At 57.1% G+C, this 19,012-nt stretch carries 21 protein-coding genes; 11 read left to right on the plus strand and 10 right to left on the minus strand.

Going from position 1 to position 19,012, the window contains the following annotated elements; all coding sequences use genetic code 11:
• Positions 1-8: 8 nt before the first annotated feature.
• The 6 genes from JXR15_RS17740 to JXR15_RS17765 all read right to left on the minus strand — a co-directional run bounded on the left by JXR15_RS17740 (position 9) and on the right by JXR15_RS17765 (position 5,397).
• A complete protein-coding gene (locus tag JXR15_RS17740; protein ID WP_422054528.1) occupies positions 9-1,247 on the minus strand; it encodes an AAA family ATPase in 1,239 nt (412 codons plus the stop codon).
• A gap of 286 nt (positions 1,248-1,533) precedes the next feature.
• Positions 1,534-2,190: an OmpA family protein gene (locus JXR15_RS17745; protein ID WP_422054529.1), complete on the minus strand. Its 657-nt coding sequence runs from the start codon at positions 2,188-2,190 to the stop codon at positions 1,534-1,536.
• 14 nt (positions 2,191-2,204) lie between these two features.
• A complete protein-coding gene (locus JXR15_RS17750; RefSeq protein WP_422054530.1) occupies positions 2,205-3,605 on the minus strand; it encodes a type II and III secretion system protein family protein in 1,401 nt (466 codons plus the stop codon).
• 244 nt (positions 3,606-3,849) lie between these two features.
• Positions 3,850-4,719, minus strand: coding sequence for a Flp pilus assembly protein CpaB (gene cpaB, locus JXR15_RS17755; protein ID WP_422054531.1), 870 nt, complete (start codon positions 4,717-4,719; stop codon positions 3,850-3,852).
• A gap of 196 nt (positions 4,720-4,915) precedes the next feature.
• A complete protein-coding gene (locus JXR15_RS17760) occupies positions 4,916-5,116 on the minus strand; it encodes a hypothetical protein (protein ID WP_422054532.1) in 201 nt (66 codons plus the stop codon).
• A gap of 80 nt (positions 5,117-5,196) precedes the next feature.
• The gene (locus JXR15_RS17765) at positions 5,197-5,397 is read right to left on the minus strand and encodes a hypothetical protein (protein WP_299425185.1); all 201 of its coding nucleotides are present in this window, start codon (positions 5,395-5,397) and stop codon (positions 5,197-5,199) included.
• A 345-nt stretch (positions 5,398-5,742) separates the two neighbouring features.
• Here JXR15_RS17765 and JXR15_RS17770 point away from each other — a divergent pair, with 345 nt between their 5' ends.
• The gene (locus JXR15_RS17770; protein ID WP_422054533.1) at positions 5,743-6,564 is read left to right on the plus strand and encodes a lytic transglycosylase domain-containing protein; all 822 of its coding nucleotides are present in this window, start codon (positions 5,743-5,745) and stop codon (positions 6,562-6,564) included.
• Between the two features lie 3 nt (positions 6,565-6,567).
• Here JXR15_RS17770 and JXR15_RS17775 read toward each other — a convergent pair whose 3' ends face one another.
• Both JXR15_RS17775 and JXR15_RS17780 read right to left on the minus strand, forming a co-directional pair.
• The gene (locus JXR15_RS17775; RefSeq protein WP_422054534.1) at positions 6,568-7,941 is read right to left on the minus strand and encodes an L-serine ammonia-lyase; all 1,374 of its coding nucleotides are present in this window, start codon (positions 7,939-7,941) and stop codon (positions 6,568-6,570) included.
• Positions 7,941-8,648 carry a glutathione S-transferase family protein gene (locus tag JXR15_RS17780; protein WP_422054535.1) on the minus strand — a complete coding sequence of 236 codons (708 nt, stop codon included), beginning with the start codon at positions 8,646-8,648 and terminating at the stop codon, positions 7,941-7,943. The genes JXR15_RS17775 and JXR15_RS17780 overlap by 1 nt, the downstream gene beginning before the upstream one ends.
• 219 nt (positions 8,649-8,867) lie before the next feature.
• Between JXR15_RS17780 and rpiA the strand changes: the two genes are divergently transcribed.
• The 5 genes from rpiA to JXR15_RS17805 all read left to right on the plus strand — a co-directional run bounded on the left by rpiA (position 8,868) and on the right by JXR15_RS17805 (position 13,321).
• Positions 8,868-9,656, plus strand: coding sequence for a ribose-5-phosphate isomerase RpiA (rpiA, locus tag JXR15_RS17785; RefSeq protein ID WP_422054536.1), 789 nt, complete (start codon positions 8,868-8,870; stop codon positions 9,654-9,656).
• Between the two features lie 14 nt (positions 9,657-9,670).
• Entirely contained in the window at positions 9,671-11,026 is a 1,356-nt protein-coding gene (gene gor / locus JXR15_RS17790; protein WP_422054537.1) for a glutathione-disulfide reductase, read from the plus strand.
• Positions 11,027-11,107: 81 nt separating this feature from the next.
• Complete coding sequence (gene hflK, locus JXR15_RS17795) at positions 11,108-12,253, plus strand: FtsH protease activity modulator HflK (RefSeq protein ID WP_422054538.1); 1,146 nt, start codon at positions 11,108-11,110, stop codon at positions 12,251-12,253.
• Position 12,254: 1 nt separating this feature from the next.
• Positions 12,255-13,124, plus strand: a complete 870-nt coding sequence (gene hflC / locus JXR15_RS17800) for a protease modulator HflC (protein ID WP_422054539.1) — start codon at positions 12,255-12,257, stop codon at positions 13,122-13,124.
• A complete protein-coding gene (locus JXR15_RS17805) occupies positions 13,124-13,321 on the plus strand; it encodes a DUF2065 family protein (protein WP_422054540.1) in 198 nt (65 codons plus the stop codon). The genes hflC and JXR15_RS17805 overlap by 1 nt, the downstream gene beginning before the upstream one ends.
• Before the next feature lie 66 nt (positions 13,322-13,387).
• On the opposite strand, the gene JXR15_RS17810 is transcribed toward JXR15_RS17805, so the two are convergent.
• Complete coding sequence (locus tag JXR15_RS17810; RefSeq protein WP_422054541.1) at positions 13,388-14,560, minus strand: thiolase family protein; 1,173 nt, start codon at positions 14,558-14,560, stop codon at positions 13,388-13,390.
• Positions 14,561-14,755: 195 nt separating this feature from the next.
• Between JXR15_RS17810 and JXR15_RS17815 the strand changes: the two genes are divergently transcribed.
• The 4 genes from JXR15_RS17815 to JXR15_RS17830 all read left to right on the plus strand — a co-directional run bounded on the left by JXR15_RS17815 (position 14,756) and on the right by JXR15_RS17830 (position 17,605).
• Complete coding sequence (locus tag JXR15_RS17815) at positions 14,756-15,085, plus strand: STAS domain-containing protein (protein WP_422054542.1); 330 nt, start codon at positions 14,756-14,758, stop codon at positions 15,083-15,085.
• Positions 15,086-15,118: 33 nt separating this feature from the next.
• A complete protein-coding gene (locus JXR15_RS17820) occupies positions 15,119-15,553 on the plus strand; it encodes an ATP-binding protein (protein WP_422054543.1) in 435 nt (144 codons plus the stop codon).
• Between the two features lie 84 nt (positions 15,554-15,637).
• A complete protein-coding gene (gene ggt / locus JXR15_RS17825; RefSeq protein ID WP_422054544.1) occupies positions 15,638-17,215 on the plus strand; it encodes a gamma-glutamyltransferase in 1,578 nt (525 codons plus the stop codon).
• Positions 17,216-17,218: 3 nt separating this feature from the next.
• Positions 17,219-17,605, plus strand: coding sequence for a rhodanese-like domain-containing protein (locus JXR15_RS17830; protein WP_422054545.1), 387 nt, complete (start codon positions 17,219-17,221; stop codon positions 17,603-17,605).
• A gap of 59 nt (positions 17,606-17,664) precedes the next feature.
• Here the strand turns inward: JXR15_RS17830 and hspQ are convergent, their stop codons facing one another.
• On the minus strand, positions 17,665-17,991 hold the full coding sequence (gene hspQ, locus JXR15_RS17835; protein ID WP_299426986.1) for a heat shock protein HspQ: 327 nt from the start codon (positions 17,989-17,991) through the stop codon (positions 17,665-17,667).
• Positions 17,992-18,074: 83 nt separating this feature from the next.
• Between hspQ and JXR15_RS17840 the strand changes: the two genes are divergently transcribed.
• Entirely contained in the window at positions 18,075-18,956 is an 882-nt protein-coding gene (locus JXR15_RS17840; RefSeq protein WP_422054546.1) for an AEC family transporter, read from the plus strand.
• Positions 18,957-19,012 lie beyond the last annotated feature (56 nt).

Here is a 19,012-nt window from a genome sequence, read left to right on the forward strand (position 1 = left end):
GTCCTTTGTTACGCAGCTTTGTCGCTGGATTGATCCAGCGCGTGCAGGCTGGCGGCGAGTTTTGCAATTTCTTTACGCAGCGGATTTTTGGCCGCGCTGATGGCCAGAGGCTGACCGTGGTCTGAGGACTGCGAAACCTGCTTGCCACCATCCGGCATGTTCAGGTCGATCGAGATGCCCAGGCTTTCCGCCAAGCGTTTCACGCGGCTTTTACCCGCCAAATCGGTGAATTTTGGCGCCCGGTTCATCACGTAGCGCAACTTCTCAAACGGCAGATCTTCGGCTTGCAAAGCCCGCTTCAGACGCATCGCGTTTTGGGCCGAGCGCATGTCAATTTCCATGGTGGCGAAGTACACATGTGCGGCCTGCAACACGACCTCGGACCACTGCACCAGGGTCGATGGCATGTCGACAATCACATAGTCATAGTGTTTGCGCGCCATTTCCAGCATGCGCTCGATGTCTTCCGGCGCAACAAGGTCCAAAGGAATGATCTCTGCTGGCGCGGTCAGCACATGTAATTTTTCTTCGTAGGTTTGCAGCGCCAGGCCAAAGCTTTCGCTGTCCATGCTTTCCGTATCGGTCAGCAACTCGAAAACCGCGTCCGGGCGGGGCAGATCCAGATAGGTGGACATGGTGCCAAATTGCAGATCCAGATCCACCAGGCACACGCTTGGGGGCTCTGATCCGGTTGTGGCCAATTCCCATCCCAGGTTGGTGGCCAAAGTGGTTGCGCCGGTGCCGCCGGCAAGGCCGTGCACCGCAATCAAGACACCTTCGTGGGAGTCATCAGAGGCGGCGAGCTTCACTTGGGACGCGGCTGGAATTTCTGCGGCCTTGGCTGCGGCGCGGATCTTGTCAATCGCGGCCTGCAGCTCGCCGGGTGGGAGCGGGTAGGGGATAAATTCGTCGGCGCCGTGGCGCAACAATGTGTGCAGCGACGCTGGGGTCACATCTTCGGCAATCAAGAGGGTGCGAATGTTGCGGTTGCGCGCTTCCGTGATGATCGCGGTCAGCTCGTCCAGCGAATCCTCGTCCATGTCATCCATGGCGATGGCAATGAATTCAAGCTGTTCGGCCTCGGGTTGCGCCATGAATGGCACGGCGTCCTCAAAGCCGAGGTCGCCCCATTGTTCCCCAAGGGCCTCTTCCATATCCACGATCAGAAGTTCAAAATTCTGCACGTCCCGGCAGATTGTACATGCCAGGATTGGATTTTGATCGGTTTGCAGCGCTTCGCTACTCATCTTCAGCCTCAAGTCCTCTGGCGCATGGAGCGCCTGTTGTTGTGCAGAGGTGCCCACCTCTCTTTTGGCAGTTGCCAGCCAATCACCCCGATTGATGGCGGTCCGACTCGCGCCAGACACAGCTTGCCTCGGGACTGAAGATCACCCTCAACTTGGGCAACATTGGGGCCAAAAAGCCGAAATTGTGCGGTATTATGCGACGATCACCACATATGCGGCGGATCGTTTCCGAAACACAAAAAAGCCGACCCAAGGGCCGGCTTTCTCTAACGTGTTGATCTTGTTTCTATTCTGCGGCTCCGCCGCCCAGTGCTAATCCGGTGATCTTGCTGGGCGGGATCGCGCTGCTCTGATATTCGCGGTAAATCACCGAACCGTAGCGGCCATCCAGAATGTTTGGATGATTTGACACAAATCCGGTCACTTCAGTGACCGTGCGACGGTTCCGGCGTTCGCGGTTTTGCGTCACGACCAAGGGTTGGGTTTTACCCAGAGAAACAACCGCTTCCAGACGCTCACGGCCGATGCCCTGGCTCGAAAGATAAGACACCACCGCTTTGGCGCGACGCAGGCCAAGCGATTTGTTGTAGGCATTGCTGCCGACGGCGTCAGTGTGGCCATAAACCTTAAAGCGCACCTCCGGGAATTGACGGATCCACACGGCCTGCTGGCGCAGAATGGTGCGAGCGTTCTCATCCAAAACCGCGCTGTCGAAGTCGAAGTTCACCATAGTGGGTACTTCTTCGGCAAATCGGGTGGCCAGGCTCAATACGTAAGACTTGTCCCCGTTGTGAATGCCAATGTTGTTGGCTGTGGCCTCACCAAAGGTGCCGCTGTCCACGACGGAGCCAGCTTCGCGGACCCAGGAGGGCAGGGCGCTGTTGTCGCCATCCGAACAGGCGGAGATCAGCAGGAGCGCAAGTGCGGCGAGTTTCTTATACATCTCTCAGCCTTTCCTTAGTCCATCACATAGCCGTAGGAGCCGGTGAAATCTTGCTTGGCCACTTCACCTGCCGCGCCGCGTTGCTTTTTGGGGCCGCCGGCTGTGTGACCAAACAGGAATAGCTCTTGTTCGGTGGGGGGCTTGATCCGGTCGGTGGGCAACGCAAGCGCTTCGCCACGGGTTGGCGTCACCAAATGCGCTGTCACGATAATAACCAGTTCTGATTGGGAGCGGGAGTAATCTGCGCTGCGGAACAGGGTGCCCAGAACAGGCACGTCCCCAAGCCACGGGAGCTGAGAGTTATTGTCTAGGAAGTTGTCCTGCAGCAAGCCGGCAATGGCAAAGCTCTCACCGTCGCGCATTTCCACAGTGGTGGAGGCTTCACGGCGGCTGAAGGCGGCGATGGTCACGCTGCCGTCAGAATAGCCGTTGGCCGTATCCAGGGCGGAAACGGCAGTCGCCAATTCCAGGTTGATCAGATCGCCGTCTACCACGCGTGGAACAAAGTTGAGTTCCACACCAAAGGGCTTGAATTCAACCGACAGCTCGCCGCCGTCTTGAGCGACCGGGATTGGATATTCGCCACCGGCCAGGAATTTCGCCTCTTGCCCGGAGAGCGCTGAAAGGTTTGGTTCCGCCAGTGTGCGCACCATGTTTTTGCTTTCCAACGCCTGAAGCATCAGGTTGATCTCGAATGCACCGGCATTCAGGTTAAAGAAACCTGCGCCGCGGGTCCCTTCGTTGAGAGGGCGTGTGCCTGTTTCCGCATCTGGCGTCTGGTTAAAGAAACCGGTTTGCAGAATGTTCCCGTTGCCGGTGATCTGAAAATCGGTGGAGAGGGCTTTGGCAACCGAGCGCTGCATCTCGGCAAAGCGCACTTTCAGCATTACTTGCTGCACGCCGCCCACAACCATCAGGTTGGATACCCGCTCTGGTGCGTAGCGTTCCGCCAAATCCAGTGCGCGCTGCAAACGCTGTGTCGAGGACACTGTGCCGGACATGACAATCCCGTCATTGGCCGAACGTATTTCGATTTTTTCGTTTGGCAGAATCTGTTTCAGGCGTTCTTTGAATTCCGACAGATCCGGCGCCACGCGCACATCCACGTTGGTGATCAGCTTGCCGGTTGCATCCAGCAGCGTCAGCGTGGTCAGCCCTGGCGATTTGCCCAGAACATAGATAGTGCGGTCTGACAGCGATGAAATATCCGCAATCGCCGGGTTGGCGATCGACAGTTCCGCAAAGGGAACGTCGCTTTCAACCACAACAGCGCGGTTCATTGGCACGCTGAGCGAAGAGGATGTCCCGCTTCGCACCACACGCAGAGAGTCTGCGAAGGACGGGGGTGCCACAAGCGGCAAAACCCCAACGGCGACTCCCAATAGGGCCGCCCCAAATAATCTTTTCAGTGTCATTGTGACCTGCCTCTCGATCACGCCTCGGTTCGCGGGTCTTTTGCCCACATTTTCCGCCACTCTGCGCCAAGTGACGAAATATTGCAAGAATCAATGGTTTCGCGCGGATTGTTGAGGTGCGGCGCTGTGGGACAAGTGTCACAGAGGGATAGGGGAGGAGAACCCGTTTCGCAAACAAACAAAGGCGCCCGAGGTGGCGGGCGCCTTTGATGACCTGTGATTGGTCAGATTGTTAAAATGTGCGTCAGTTGGTGCAGGGGATCGGAATTTCGACAACCTGCGCCCCTTTGCGGTTTTTGATTGTGCAGACTTTTGGTTGCTGAACCTGAACGATTTTCTGCACCTCTGGCGCTTCTTCGGCCTCTTCGATGCCAAGCAAAATACGTTGGTCTACTTCAAACACTTCCGCGATGGTGTCATCATTTGCACCCACCAAAGACAGCGACAGTCGGCCGGAGCTTTGCGCCTGGGTCAGGGCTGGCACCTGCTCGGTTGTGGCAGCAACAGTGACGGTCCGGGCCACCTTGGCCTCAGCCTGCTCTTCGTTCACGGACTGATCCACGGCGACCAATGTTACGTTGGCTTGGATCAGCTTGGTGAATTCACCGCGGTTGGTTTCGTCCCGTTCGATGCGACCGGTCCAATAGATGTCCACACGGTCTCCAGGGCGAATGTGACCGGACACACCGCTGGTCACGTCCACTTTGATTGTAAAGGCACGCTCACCATTTTTCAGGCGCGAGGTGATGCCGGCTTCTTCGTCGGGTTCGGTCACCTTGGCAGCCAACAGGATCTCGCCCTTTTCCATGGAGCGCAGGATCACGCGCTGGCGGTTGTTGCCGTCAGGGAACAGGACCTCCGCATCCGTGAACATGCCTTCTGGCGCGGCCTTCTTGGGCCATGCCACCCGGCGCACGTCTTTCAGCTCAAGTTTTTCGCCAAATTTCATGGGCCGCGCGACCACAAAGCCATCGATCAGTTCGACGGTTGGGTTCTCGGTCTTCTGTTGGGCCAGAGCGTTTTCATAGCCCTTGATGTAGTTCTGCGCCATGTAGACTGCGAATCCCGCGATCCCCAATCCAAAAAGCAAAACGGCTGCAAAAATAGCACGCATGGGTTCCACCTCGTATTTTGATCCCGGCACAAAACGCGCAACGGGAATGGTTCCAGGACAGTCTGTCCGGCAAATGTGGCGAATTCTGGGAGCCACAGGGCTGGTTTGAGGGCAATTTTAGAAATTGCTGTCGTTACAAGCGCGAACAGGCGACCCGTTCTGGGCGCCTGCACAAAGTTCAAAGCTTGGAAACGGATTATTCGGTCGCAATTGCGCCGCTTGTCGCGTCAGCAGCGTTGATTGTGATCGCTGCGGCGGTCACGGGGGTTGCTGTTGCGGACTCAATGGCTGCGAAAACAACAACGGCCAGACCAACGATGCCTGCGGTCAGAACCACCCAGTCAACAGTGACTGCGCCAGCTTCGTCTTTGCGGAAGTTTTTGATGAACTTGATCATTGGAAGTCTCCAGAAAATATGTGTCAGACATGGGAGGCGGGATGGAACACCCCGCGCTCAACCAGTTGTGTCAGCCGAACTTATTCGGTTGCGATGGCGCCGGAAGTTGCGTCAGCAGCGTTCAGAGCCTGAGCAGCTTCGGTTGTCAGGTTGCCAGTTGTGGTTTCGATGGCGGTGAAAGCTGCAACGGCCAGGCCAACTACGGCTGCGGTCAGAACAACCCAGTCTACGGTTACGGCGCCAGCTTCGTCTTTGCGGAAGTTTTTGAAAAACTTGATCATGATGTGTCCCTCCAAAGGATCATATTTACGTAACCACCGTGTCGTGCGTTGTTGGCGTGTCTCTCTCTTGCCTGCCCGACTTGGTATGACAGCAATATCCCCTTCGAATGGGGCGGGAATTGGGCGCAAGTGGTTCGATTTTGGATCAAATGCGGAATGTTGTTTGTTGCGATGCAAGTCATTGATTTTGAATTTTAAATTTCTTCATAATTCGTTAACCGCCTCCGTCATTGTGAGGGGAATGGGGCCGAATCGAGAGACTTGGGCAGCAATGAGGCAGCAAAACTGGCCTGAGGGTCCAAAATCTGCGAAACTGGCGCAAAATGACCCGAGCAGGCGATCATCATGTTGGTACAAAAGTGTTTGTTGGCGGTGGCACTGGCCGCCTTTGTAGGATTCTGGGCACCCGAGTCGGCTTTTGCCGAGGGGCCCAAGCCGTTTCCGGACTTCTCCGCAAAACGTGTGAAGCCGCCTCAGGCCGGACAGGGTAAACGCATTACTGTGCAGATTGCCCCCGCAGTGGTGCCGGAGGCGCAGGCCTCTGAAGACACAGAGGTGGTTGCGCCGGGCTCAGGCGTTGGCGCCATGGCGTGGTTTTGGGAAGAGGTGTCACCAAAGCTGGATGACACCAGTCCGGGCCGCTTAGAGGGTGCTCTTAATAAAGTGTCCAAACCGCCAGAAGGCAAAACCGTGCCAACGCCGCGCCTGACCACGTTGCAAACCATTGTCCAAGGCCACGGCATCGATATCCTGCGCAGCACCATTGGCACGCAGGTGTCGCCCGCTTTGGTGCTTGCGGTGATTGCGGTGGAATCTGGAGGCAAGGCGGATGCGGTCAGCGGCGCTGGGGCAGAAGGGTTGATGCAGTTGATGCCGGACACCGCTGCGCGTTTTGGTGTGGAAGACAGTTTTGCCGGTGCAGACAACATTGCCGGTGGGGCAAAGTTCCTCGACTTCCTTATGAACAAGTTTGAGGGCGACCCGATCCTTGTGCTGGCCGGATACAATGCCGGTGAAAACAGCATCACCGAACACGCGGGCGTGCCGCCATATGCCGAAACCCGTGCCTATGTGCCCAAAGTTCTGGCCGCCTTTCAGGTGGCACGGGCGCTGTGTATGACCCCGCCGGAACTGATTTCCGACGGCTGCGTGTTTGCGCAGCGCTGACCCTCAGCAGTTTGGCACATTCACCGCAAGACCGCCCAGCGAGGTCTCTTTGTACTTCTCATGCATGTCGGCGCCGGTCTGACGCATGGTTTCGATCACTGAATCCAGCGGCACAAAATGCTGCCCGTCACCGCGCAGGGCCAGAGAGGCGGCAGACACGGCTTTGATCGCGCCCAGCCCGTTGCGCTCAATGCACGGCACCTGAACCAGGCCTTTGACCGGATCACAGGTCATGCCGAGGTGATGTTCCAGCGCGATCTCCGCCGCATTCTCCACCTGTTGCGGGGTGCCGCCCATCACGGCACAGAGACCAGCGGCAGCCATGGCGGCGGCGGAGCCGACTTCGGCCTGACAACCAGCTTCGGCGCCAGAGATCGATGCGTTGAACTTGACGAGCCCGCCAATGGCAGCGGCGGTGAGTAGAAATTCGTCAATCCGTGAAGCAGTCGCGCCGGGCACATGGTCGAGCCAATAGCGGATCACAGCAGGCATCACACCTGCTGCGCCATTTGTCGGCGCTGTCACGACTTGACCACCGGCGGCGTTTTCTTCGTTCACCGCCATGGCGTAGGCGCTCATCCAGTCATTGATGGTGTGCGGCGCGTTGAGGTTCATGCCCCGTTCGGCTTGCAACGCGTCATGGATCGCCTTGGCCCGACGACGCACATTCAACCCTCCCGGTAAAGTGCCATCCGTGGTCAACCCGCGATCAATACAGTCATTCATCACCTGCCAAATACGAGCACAGCCTTTGGACAGGCTGTCGTGGCATCCACGCGCCACTTCGTTGGACTTCTTCATCTCGGCAATAGTTTTGCCAGAATGCTCCGCCATCTCCAGCATCTCGACCGCAGACTTAAACGGGTAAGGCACCGGTGCGCCTTCATCTGTGGCTTTGCCGTCCGCGAGCTCGGCTTCGGTCAGAATAAAGCCACCGCCAATGGAAAAGTATGTCTCTTGTAAGATCACGTCGCCTTGCGCGTCGGTGGCCATGAGAACCATACCGTTTGCGTGTCCGGGTAGGTTGGGCCCAAAGTCAAACTTTAGGTCTTCACGTGGATTGAACTTCAGAACCGGCAACCCATCTGGCTGAACCGTCTCGGTTTCTCGGATATGCTCCAGCGCGGCTTCGGCTTTGGCGTGGTCATAGGTGTCCGGCAGGAACCCAGCGAGGCCCAGAATGGCGGCGCGATCTGTGGCGTGGCCAACTCCGGTGAAGGCCAAGGAGCCATGTAGCGAGCCACGCACCCCGTGGAACTCAAACGGCGAGGCGCGCATTGTGTCGAGGAACCGTGCCGCGGCCACCATTGGTCCCATGGTGTGGGACGACGACGGGCCAACGCCCACTTTGAACATATCAAAGACAGAGAGAAACATTAGGTCGCAGATCCTTCTGGCGGCGTGGCGAGGGTTGGGGCGGTGAAAGGCGTGGGGCCAAGGCCTTCGGCCTGTTGCGCGGCATGTGTGCTGGCGCGGCTTTCGGCACTTTCACAGATGTGCAGCAAGGCCGGGTAACGGCGGATCTCAAACCAAGGATGGTCCGGCAATTCCGCGTAGAGCTTTGTCCATCGCATCAGGCAGGGAACATAGAAGTCCAGCAGCGTGAGCGTGTCCGAACCTGCCAGTTCGGGCAATTGGTTTAGCCCGTCTTCCAGTATGCCGAGATCGGCCTCAATGCGCTGGCGAAACACTTTGCGCAGCTGGGCTTGATGATCCGCATTCTCCCCGATGAACTTCTCCGGATAGAAGAAGTGGCGCAGGTCTATCTGAAAGGTGTTGGAGCACCAGAACATCCACTTCAGAAACGCGCCCCTGAGAGTCGTTCCCGGTTTCGGTGCCAACTTGCCGGTTTTTTCCGACAGCCACATCAATATGGCTGCAGTTTCAAAGAGCGTTCCGTCAGGGGTTTCCAGCACCGGAATGGTTCCGTTTGGGTTCAATACCAAATAATCATCGGACATTTGTGCCCTGTTGCGTCTGTCGACCAGCACCGTCTCATAGGGCAGCCCAAGTTCTTCCAACGCCAGCCGAATTATCAGCGACGCATTGTCTGGAGCATGGTGAAGGCGCAGGGTTTCAGTCATAGGGATTAAGTAGCGAGTGAGCGACGGACGGGAAGGCGCAAAAGCGACGTTTCCGATAGGAAACACGCGCGGGCGGGAGGGTCAACCACAGCGTAAGTAGTTTTCTCGCGGGATTTTGCGCACAAACCCCGCCAACACAGCACATTTTCCGATATTCCCCTCTCGCGCATGACGGGCTTCTTTCTTATAAAGTCTCAAAGCATGCAGGGAGTTGCCGCAATGACCGGAGAGTTGTCGCCGATCGACAAGGCCAAATTTGTCGCCGCCAAACGCGCCACCGACTATGTCGAAGATGGCATGCGTGTGGGGTTGGGCACCGGCTCGACCGCCGCGTGGCTGGTGCGCTGCCTGGGCGAAATGGTGCGCGACCAAGGTCTGCGGATCAAAGGTGTGCCGACGTCTACTCGCACCGCCGAACTGGCCCGTGAAGTGGGTATAGAAGTCATCAGCCTTGATGAAGCCAAGTGGCTCGACGTGACAATTGACGGCGCGGACGAATTCGACGCCGACCTGAACCTGATCAAAGGCGGCGGCGGCGCTCTCTTGCAAGAGAAGATCGTGGCGACCGCATCGGATCAAATGGTTGTGATTGCCGATGTGGGCAAAGAAGTTGAAACCTTGGGTGCTTTCCCGCTGCCGGTTGAGGTGGTGCCCTTTGGCTGGCAGACCACACAGGCGTTGATTGAAGAAACCCTTGTGAGCATGGATGTTCTGGGCCGCAACAGCACGTTGCGCATGAACGGAGACGCGCCCTTTATCACCGATGAAGGCAACCATATCCTTGATCTTCACCTCAACCGCATTGGCGACGCGCGTCAACTCGCACTTGTGATCAACCAGATGCCGGGTGTGGTTGAAAACGGGCTGTTCATCGATATTTGTGATGCGGTGGTTGTGGGCTATGGCGATGGCCGTGTGGAAGTGCGCGACATCAACGCTGGCACAATCGAAGAGGCGATGCTCGACTTCGCAGAAACAGACAATCTGTTCACCGATCTGGTGGACTAACAAGAAGGCACATCATGTCCTTTGATTATGATCTCTTTGTCATCGGCGGTGGCTCCGGTGGTGTACGGGCTGCGCGCGTTGCGGCAGCCGAAGGTGTAAAAGTCGCACTGGCCGAAGAAGACCGCTATGGCGGCACCTGTGTGATCCGGGGCTGTGTGCCCAAGAAGTTGATGGTCTTTGCCTCTGAGTATGCGGGCATGGTCGATGATGCACAGGCGTATGGCTGGGACATCAAACCGGGGGCATTTGACTGGGATGCGTTCAAAGGTAAGCTACATGCTGAGCTGGACCGGCTCGAAGGCATCTATCGCAACTTGCTGAAGAACAGCGGTGTGGAGAGCTTTGATCTGCGCGCCAAGATGGTGGATGCGCATACGGTTGAGCTGGCCGATGGCACGCAGAAGACCGCCAAGCACATTCTTTTGGCGATGGGCGGCCGTCCGGTCTGGCCGGATCTGCCCGGTGCAGAACTGGGCATCAGCTCCAACGAAATCTTCCACCTTGAGAAACTGCCAGAGAGCATGTTGATCGTCGGTGGTGGCTATATCGCGTCTGAATTTGCCGGCATCATGAACGGCCTTGGTGTGAAAACCACACAGTTCTATCGCGGAGAGCAGATCCTGCGCGGCTTTGACAATGAAGCCCGCACATTGATCAGCGAAGAAATGATCACGCGTGGCGTAGATGTGCAACTCAACACCAATGCGGTTGCCCTTGCCAAAGACGGTGACAAAATTCGTGTGACCGATTCAAACGGCAAGGAAAGCCTGTTTGATCAGGTGATGTTCGCTACGGGCCGTGCGCCCAACACGGATGACATGGGTCTCGAAGAGATCGGCGTGAAGCGCGGCAGTAAAGGTGAAGTGGTTGTCGATGACTACAGCCAGACTGGCGTGCCGTCCGTGTATGCCGTGGGGGATGTCACGGACCGTGTGAACCTCACCCCTGTGGCGATCCGCGAAGGCATGGCTTTTGTAGAAACCGTGTTCAAAGGCAACCCAACGCCGGTGGATCACGAGCTGATCCCTACCGCGATCTTCACACAGCCGGAAATGGGCACCGTGGGGCTGTCCGAAGAAGAAGCTGCAGAGCAGGAGCCGGTTGAGATCTATTCCACCAGCTTCAAACCCATGCAGCAATCTTTTGCAGGTCGGGCGGAACGTGTTCTGATGAAGCTGATTGTCAGCAAGGCCACTCGCAAGGTGCTTGGCTGTCACATCGTGGCACCGGGCGCGGGCGAGATGATCCAGCTGGCGGGTATTGCCGTAAAAATGGGCGCCACCAAAGAAGACTTCGACCGAACAGTGGCGGTGCACCCGACCATGTCCGAAGAACTGGTCACTATGAAAGCTCCCGTGCGCAGCCTATAGGCTGTCCATGGGTTGATTTTTTTGGCGCAACCCTCAGGTTTAGGGGAGCGCCAAATACGATTTAGAAAGGGAAGATCCCGAATGGCAGGAAACAGCGGCGGCCCCTGGGGAGGGGGCGGCAACAACCAAGGCGGAGGCAACCAAGGTGGTGGCAACCGCGGTAACAACAACGGTGGCGGCCGACGTCCCCCTGAGGGCGACGGCCCGCAGATTCCCGACATTGATGACCTGATGAAAAAAGGTCAGGACCAGTTGAAGGTCCTGATGGGCGGTCGCGGTGGTCAAGGCGGTGGCGGTCAAAACGGCAGCGGCCAAGGCGGCGCAGGTGGTCCGGGTCTGAACAAAGGAACCGTGGCGATTGGCGCATTGGTTGCGGCTGGTCTATGGGCTTTCTCAAGCTTCTATTCCGTCAAACCGGAAGAGAAATCCGTTGAACTGTTCCTGGGCGAATATTACGCCACCGGTGAACCTGGTCTGAACTTTGCCCCTTGGCCATTTGTCACCGCAGAGGTTCTGCCGGTAACCAACGAACAGACCGAGGAAATTCCCGGTCGTGGCACCGATGGTTTGATGCTGACCGGTGATGAGAACATCGTCGACATCGATTATCAGGTGGTGTGGAACATTTCCGATCCGGCGCAGTTCTTGTTCAACCTGCGCGACCCGCGCGAGACCATTCGTGCGGTGTCTGAATCTGCGATGCGTGAAATCATTGCGCAGTCCGAGCTTGCACCGATCCTCAACCGGGACCGTGGTGTGATCACCGACCGTCTGCAAGAATCTATCCAGATAACGCTGGACACCTATAACTCTGGTGTGAACATCGTCCGGGTGAACTTTGACGGTGCCGATCCCCCCGAGGAAGTGAAAGATGCGTTCCGCGAAGTTCAATCGGCCTCGCAAGAACGCGACCGTTTGGAGAAACAAGCGGATGCCTATTCCAACCGTGTGACCGCGGGAGCCCGTGGTGAAGCGGCGCAGATCCTCGAAGAGGCAGAAGCCTACCGCGCGCAGGTTGTGAACGAAGCTGAAGGTGAAGCCAGTCGTTTCTCGGCGGTTTTGACCGAGTATCAAAAGGCTCCGGAAGTGACACGCAAGCGTCTGTATCTTGAGACCATGGAAGAGGTTCTTGGTGACATCGACAAGGTGATCATTGACGAACAATCCGGGGGCTCTGGTGTGGTGCCGTATCTGCCACTGAACGAGCTGCGTAAGGGGAGCAACTGATATGAAAAAGACAACGTATCTTTTGCCGATCTTGGTGATCGCGATTGCGGGTCTTCTGTCTTCGATCTTTATCGTGGACGAACGTGAGAAGGCTTTGGTGCTTCAGTTTGGCCGGGTTGTGTCGGTGAAGGAAGACCCTGGTCTGGCGTTTAAGATCCCGCTTATTCAAGAAGTGGTCACATATGATGACCGTATTCTGAGCCGCGAAGTGGGCCCGCTTGAGGTCACCCCGTTGGACGACCGTCGTTTGGTTGTGGACGCCTTTGCCCGCTACCGGATCTCCGACGTGAATCAGTTCCGTCAGGCGGTTGGTGCTGGTGGTGTTGAATTGGCGGAACGCCGGTTGGACAACATCTTGCGGGCGCAAACCCGTGAAGTTCTGGGTTCGGTTCGATCTGATCAGGTGCTCTCCACAGAGCGTGAAAGCCTGATGAACCGTATCCGCGACAACGCCATCACGGAAGCGCGTGCGCTGGGTCTTGAGGTGATCGACGTGCGTTTGAAGCGCACCGACCTGCCACAAGCCAACCTGGAAGCGACCTTCTCCCGTATGCGTGCTGAACGTGAACGGGAAGCGGCGGACGAGATTGCCCGCGGTGAGGAAGCCGCGCAGCGTAAACGTGCGCAAGCCGATCGTACCGTGGTGGAACTTGTGTCTGACGCCAAACGTCAGTCTGAGATCTCACGCGGTGAAGCGGACGCCGAACGCAACGCGATCTTTGCGGATGCTTTTGGTGCAGACCCGGAGTTCTTTGAATTCTACCGTTCGCTCAATGCGTACCGTGCGTCGTTGACCGGTGGCACCTCTTCGATGGTGCTGTCCCCGAACAGCGAGTTCTTCAACTACTTCGGCGACTCGCAGGGGCGCTGATGGTTGAAACCGCACTTCTGGCCCTTGGGCTGGTCTTGGTTTTGGAGGGGCTGGTGTACGCACTGGCCCCTTCTATCGTTGAGGAGCTGCTGGAAATGCTGCGCAGCTTCAGCGAAGGTCAGCGACGTACTATGGGGCTGATGGCCGTGGCGCTGGGCGTGTTGGTGGTCTGGATCGCCAAAGCGCTGGGCGCTTAAGGCTGGCAAACAAAAACGCCGCGAGAGGATCTCGCGGCGTTTTGTATTTTTTGAGTGCTGCGTCAGTTAAGTCCGCTCAATCGCAATGGCTGTGCCTTCGCCGCCGCCAATACAAATCGCAGCCACACCGCGCTTCAAACCCCGTTTTTCCAGCGCATTTAGCAACGTCACCATGATGCGGGCACCAGAGGCACCAATTGGGTGACCCAATGCGCAGGCGCCGCCGTTCACATTTACTATGTCACGGCTCAGGCCCATTTCATGCATGAAGGCCATCGGCACCACGGCAAAGGCTTCGTTGACCTCCCAGAGGTCCACGTCTTCTTTTTTCCAGCCGATTTTTGCGAGCAGCTTCTGCGCTGCGGGGACCGGTGCTGTGGTGAACAAACCGGGCGCCTGCGCATGGCTGGCATGGCCCACAATCTCTGCGCGCACTTTCAGCCCCTGCGCTTCGGCGGCTTCGGCCGAAGCCACAACAAGCGCGGCTGCGCCGTCTGAAATCGAAGAACTGTTGGCTGCTGTGACGGTTCCGTCTTTGCGGAAGGCCGGTTTCAGCTGCGGGATCTTCTCCGGACGGGCATTGCCGGGTTGCTCATCTGCGGCAATCTCCAGCTCACCCTTGCGAGTCTTCAACGTCACAGTTGCGATCTCGCCCTCAAATGCACCGGATTTTTGCGCTTCCAGTGCATTTGCCAGAGATTTCAGCGCATATTCGTCTTGGGCTTCACGGGTGAATTGGAAACTCTCAGCACAGTCTTCCGCAAAGGTGCCCATCAGGCGGCCTTTGTCATAGGCATCTTCCAGACCATCCAGGAACATGTGATCCACCACCTGCTGATGTCCAATCCGCGCCCCGCCGCGCATCTTTGGCAAAACGTAGGGCGCGTTGGTCATGCTCTCCATACCACCCGCAATCATCACGTCCCGATCGCCAAGCGCGACGCTGTCAAACGCCATCATCGCCGCTTTCATGCCCGAGCCGCACATCTTGTTAAGAGTTGTGGCCGGCACGTCTTCACCCAGACCACCTTTGAAGCCGGCTTGCCGCGCTGGTGCTTGGCCCTGACCGGCCGGCAGGACGCAGCCCATCAGCACCTCATCGGCGGTGGTAGCGCCCGCGTCCGCAAGGGCTGCGCGAATCGCCGTGCCGCCAAGCTCGGCAGCTTCAACACCGTCAAACGCGCCCTGGAAACCGCCCATCGGCGTTCTGGACGCCCCTGCAATCACTACTTTTTTCATGGTTTTTGCTCCTCCGCAGTCCCGTCACAATCAATTGCCCTTGGCCTTGCCTGAAAATCTTTGCAAGGATGTTACAGAGTTCTTTGCGCCAATTGAGGCAGGCGTGCAATTCCGTAGATCCACGGGGCGCGCTCATACATTGGTAACCATTGCGGCCTAGACTGTGCCAAGGACGAAAGGTGAAGGAGACGTCATATGAATCTGTCGAGTAAGGCAGAGGGTGATGCCCTGGTGGTATCTGTACACGAAACACGGATTGATGCATCCGTGGCCATTCAGTTTAAAGATCGCATGCGCGAAGAAACCGACACGGCAGACGGTCGCGTTGTCCTAAACCTGACCGAGGTGGATTTTATCGATTCCAGTGGCTTGGGGGCCATTGTGGCCGCCATGAAGCAACTGGGCGGCAAAAACCCATTGGAGTTGGCCGGGCTTAACGAAAATGTCGATAAAGTTTTCCGATTGACGCGTATGGACACTGTGTTCCGTATTCATAATTCTCTAGATGACGCATTTGTCGTCTGACCTTTTGATCTGATGTTAGGGACAAACCCCAGATTGATTAAACCAAAGGCTGATATCCACATTGAGCTCAAGGGCACACCAACTGAGGTGCGCAATGCGCTTGAGACTCTGCGTCATAAGCTGACCGCACAAGAGTTTGCTGCCTGCAACGCAGGTGTGCTTGAAATTGTGTTGGCTGAGGTGCTCAATAATGTGGTGGAACATGCGCTGGCCGGGCGAATTGACGGCCAGATTGTGATCGCCTGCAACTATGTTGATCGATGCTGGTTTGTCGAAGTGCATGACAATGGTGCGGAAATGCCAGGCAACCAATTGCCTGACGGTGTGATGCCTGATCTGGATCGCGACCTATTGGACATGCCCGAAGGCGGCTTTGGCTGGGGGCTGGTGCGCTCTCTGGCGCAGGATATTGGCTATCAGCGGCACTCTTCCGGGCACAACGCACTCAGCTTTCGCGTCCCCGATTAAACTGCAAACCTGAGCCTGACGTGCTCCAACGGTTGCATCACACGTAACTCCCGATAAACTTCACAAGTGAATTAGGGAGACGTCATGAGAGATTTTCATTTTCCGGGCCGGTCACCAGTGATGGCGACCAATGGCATGTGCGCCACCTCCACGCCTTTGGCGGCGCAGGTGGCCGTGGACATTCTACGCCAAGGCGGCAACGCGATGGATGCGGCGATCGCCGGCTCAGTCCTGCTAGGCATTTGTGAACCTGCGTCCACCGGCATTGGCGGCGATTGTTTTACGCTGGTGTCTCCTGCGGGCAGCGACGAGGTTTTTGCCTTCAACGGCTCCGGCCGTGCGCCTGCAGAGGCGGATGCTGCTGAGTTGCGCGCACGTGGCCTGGATGCTGTGCCGCTTTTTGGTGTCGAGGCCGTGACCGTCCCCGGCGCGATCGACGGCTTCTGCGCCCTGTCAGAGCAGTACGGCAAACTGGGCATCGCGGACAGTCTTGCGCCCGTTATCCACTATGCCGAAAACGGAATCCCTGTGGGCCCGCGCTCTGCCTTTGATTGGCATCAGACCCAAAGCAACCTGCAAAGCCACGGGCGGCGGCACTATTTGCGTGATGGCAAGCCGCTGAACAAAGGCGACATCTTCCGCGCGCCGGGCCAAGCCGAAGTGCTGCGCCGTGTGGCGGCGCAAGGCCGCGATGCGTTTTACACCGGCGAAATCGCCGAAGACATGGTCAACACCCTGCGCGCTATGGGCGGCGCGCATACGATGGAAGACTTCGCCACCACGGCGGGCAATGATGCCACGCCGATTGGTGGGATGTATAAAGGTGCCGAGCTGTTGGAGCATCCGCCAAACGGGCAGGGCGCAACGGCCATTTTGCTGCTCAATATCCTCAAGCACTTCGACGTCGCCTCGATGGATCCCTTTGGTGTTGAGCGCACGCATATCGAGGCTGAGGCCGCTAAACTGGCGTATGACGCGCGCGATCGTTTGATTGCCGATCCAGACCACACCACCCGCACAGCTCATATGTTGTCTCAGGCTACCGCGGACAAACTGGCCGCCCTGATCGATCCCAAACGCGCCATGGCCGCGCCCGCACCGCTGACCGAGGCGGTGCACAAGGATACTGTGTATCTGTCGGTGGTCGACAAAGACGGCATGGCGGTGTCGATGATCTATTCGATCTTCCACGCCTTTGGCTCCGGCATCGCGTCGGATAAATTTGGCATCCTGATGCAGAATCGTGGCGGCGGCTTCACACTACAAGAGGGGCATCCCAATGAATTGAAAGGTGGCAAGCGCCCGATGCACACCATTATCCCTGGCATGATCCGGCGCGACGGCCGTGTAGAAATGCCCTTTGGCGTGATGGGCGGGCATTATCAACCCAACGGCCACGCGCGGGTGCTGTCCAACATGGAAGACTTTGGCATGGACCCGCAAACTGCGTTGGATTCACCGCGCTCCTTTGTCGAGGATGGTGAATTGAAGCTGGAGCGCGGTTACAGTGATACTGTCAAACAAGAGTTGGCGGACATGGGCCATAAGATTGTGGTGCCGGACATGCCCATCGGTGGGGCTCAGGCGATCCGCATTCACAAAAGTGGCGTGCTTGAGGGCGCCTCTGATCCACGCAAAGACGGCGCAGCCATAGGATATTAAGTGATGACCATCACACCAATCAAAGAGCTGGTAGATGCGGCGAAGGCAGAAATCACCAGCCTGAGCCAAGAAGAGGCCGAAGCGAAGGTTGCAGCTGGTAACGCGTTGTTTGTTGACCTCCGCGATCCGCGTGAATTGGAGCGCGAGGGTCGAATCGCCGGCGCGTTCCATGCGCCACGCGGGATGTTGGAGTTCTGGATTGCGCCAGACAGCCCCTATCACAAAGAGGCTCTGTCCACGGACAAGACCCTGGTCCTGTTCTGCGCAAGCGCATGGCGCTCTGCGCTGTCAGTTAAAGCGCTACAGGATATGGGCGTTGAAAACATCGCAGAGATGGAGGGCGGCTTTTCGGCTTGGAAAAAGCGTGGCGCGCCGATTGTGACAGAGTAAACATCAAAAAACGCCGGACCCTTGCCGCCCGGCGTTTCCCATCCCTTCTGGATGTGCGCTTAGTTCAGCGCGTAATGCAGTGGATAGGCCCCATCTTCAAAAGGCCCAAACATATCGTCCAAATCAGGGTGGCTCACCGGTTCGCCGGAGTAATCGGCGATCAAGTTTTGCTCAGACACATAGGCCACATAGTAGCTCTGATCATTTTCCGCCAACAGATGGTAGAATGGCTGATCCTTTAAAGGACGGCTGTCCTCTGGAATTGCCTCATACCATTCTTCGGTATTGGAAAACTCGGGGTCCACGTCAAAAACCACACCCCGAAACGGATGTTTGCGATGACGGACAACTTGACCGAGATAATATTTTGCGCGTGTTCTAAGCATGTATTGCAGCCCCTACATCCCAAAGATAGACGCTGCAAGGGGGCTTTGTCCAACTTTAGCCGAATTTTAGCGGGAAACAGTCTGTGAACTTAATCTTAACAGTTCTCGAAATTGTCGCGCCGGTCTTCCTGGTGGCCGGTGTCGGATTTGCCTGGGTGAAGGCGGGATTTGAGTATCGTATTCAGTTTGTCACACGCCTTGCAATGACGCTTGCAGTGCCCTGTCTGATATTCACCGCGTTGATGAAAACCGAAGCTGATCTTGCGGACTTGGCCAAGCTGACCCTGGCTGGGACCACCGCCTATGTTGTGGTTGGCGCTGTTGGCTGGGCACTTCTTAAGGCTACCGGCCTGAACCTGCGCACCTATTTGGCGCCGATCATCTTTGGCAATACTGGCAACCTTGGCATCCCGTTGGCGCTGTTTGCCTTTGGCCAACCTGGGCTGGAGGCCGCCGTGGTTATGTTGGCTGTTTCTGCGATCTTGTCCTTCACCTGGGGCATCTGGATTGTCGCGGGGGAGGGTGCCTTTGGCAAAATGGTCAAAGAGCCAATGATCTGGGCCACTCTGTTGGGCGCGCTGTTCTTGATGATGGATTGGCAAACGCCGGGGTTTCTCACCAACACGCTGGATTTGATTGGTCAGATGGCGATCCCGATGATGTTGCTCACCCTTGGCGTTGCCGTGGCGCGGCTCACGCCGGGGCGGGTTGTGACCGCGATTTGGCTCTCGGTGGTGAAACTGCTGATCTGTGCCGCTATCAGCTGGGGCATTGGGCTGGCTTTTGGCCTCACGGGTACTCTCTTTGGCGTGTTGGTGTTGCAAATGGCGATGCCTGTGGCCGTGACCGCCTATCTGTTGGCGGAGAAGTACGAGGCGGACAGCAACGCGGTCGCCGGTTATGTGGTGGTGTCCACGCTGGTTTCTGTGATCGGCTTGCCGATTCTACTGGCATTGCTGCTTTAATTCCGGCTTTGTGATTTACCCTCTGTGGAAAAATCCGCTAAAGTAACAAAAAACAA

Source organism: Shimia sp., assembly GCF_049116215.1.
Lineage (GTDB): Bacteria > Pseudomonadota > Alphaproteobacteria > Rhodobacterales > Rhodobacteraceae > Shimia.

Bases quoted from the DNA above. Each gene is read 5' to 3' on its own strand.
- JXR15_RS17775 (WP_422054534.1), bottom strand. From the start codon at position 7,941: ATGTTTCTCTCTGTCTTTGATATGTTCAAAGTGGGCGTTGGCCCGTCG.
- JXR15_RS17745 (WP_422054529.1), bottom strand. From the start codon at position 2,190: ATGTATAAGAAACTCGCCGCACTTGCGCTCCTGCTGATCTCCGCCTGT.
- hspQ (WP_299426986.1), bottom strand. From the start codon at position 17,991: ATGCTTAGAACACGCGCAAAATATTATCTCGGTCAAGTTGTCCGTCAT.
- JXR15_RS17780 (WP_422054535.1), bottom strand. From the start codon at position 8,648: ATGACTGAAACCCTGCGCCTTCACCATGCTCCAGACAATGCGTCGCTG.
- JXR15_RS17815 (WP_422054542.1), top strand. From the start codon at position 14,756: ATGAATCTGTCGAGTAAGGCAGAGGGTGATGCCCTGGTGGTATCTGTA.
- JXR15_RS17805 (WP_422054540.1), top strand. From the start codon at position 13,124: ATGGTTGAAACCGCACTTCTGGCCCTTGGGCTGGTCTTGGTTTTGGAG.
- JXR15_RS17750 (WP_422054530.1), bottom strand. From the start codon at position 3,605: ATGACACTGAAAAGATTATTTGGGGCGGCCCTATTGGGAGTCGCCGTT.
- hflK (WP_422054538.1), top strand. From the start codon at position 11,108: ATGGCAGGAAACAGCGGCGGCCCCTGGGGAGGGGGCGGCAACAACCAA.
- JXR15_RS17770 (WP_422054533.1), top strand. From the start codon at position 5,743: ATGTTGGTACAAAAGTGTTTGTTGGCGGTGGCACTGGCCGCCTTTGTA.
- JXR15_RS17830 (WP_422054545.1), top strand. From the start codon at position 17,219: ATGACCATCACACCAATCAAAGAGCTGGTAGATGCGGCGAAGGCAGAA.
- rpiA (WP_422054536.1), top strand. From the start codon at position 8,868: ATGACCGGAGAGTTGTCGCCGATCGACAAGGCCAAATTTGTCGCCGCC.
- JXR15_RS17760 (WP_422054532.1), bottom strand. From the start codon at position 5,116: ATGATCAAGTTCATCAAAAACTTCCGCAAAGACGAAGCTGGCGCAGTC.
- cpaB (WP_422054531.1), bottom strand. From the start codon at position 4,719: ATGCGTGCTATTTTTGCAGCCGTTTTGCTTTTTGGATTGGGGATCGCG.
- JXR15_RS17740 (WP_422054528.1), bottom strand. From the start codon at position 1,247: ATGAGTAGCGAAGCGCTGCAAACCGATCAAAATCCAATCCTGGCATGT.
- gor (WP_422054537.1), top strand. From the start codon at position 9,671: ATGTCCTTTGATTATGATCTCTTTGTCATCGGCGGTGGCTCCGGTGGT.
- JXR15_RS17765 (WP_299425185.1), bottom strand. From the start codon at position 5,397: ATGATCAAGTTTTTCAAAAACTTCCGCAAAGACGAAGCTGGCGCCGTA.
- ggt (WP_422054544.1), top strand. From the start codon at position 15,638: ATGAGAGATTTTCATTTTCCGGGCCGGTCACCAGTGATGGCGACCAAT.
- hflC (WP_422054539.1), top strand. From the start codon at position 12,255: ATGAAAAAGACAACGTATCTTTTGCCGATCTTGGTGATCGCGATTGCG.
- JXR15_RS17810 (WP_422054541.1), bottom strand. From the start codon at position 14,560: ATGAAAAAAGTAGTGATTGCAGGGGCGTCCAGAACGCCGATGGGCGGT.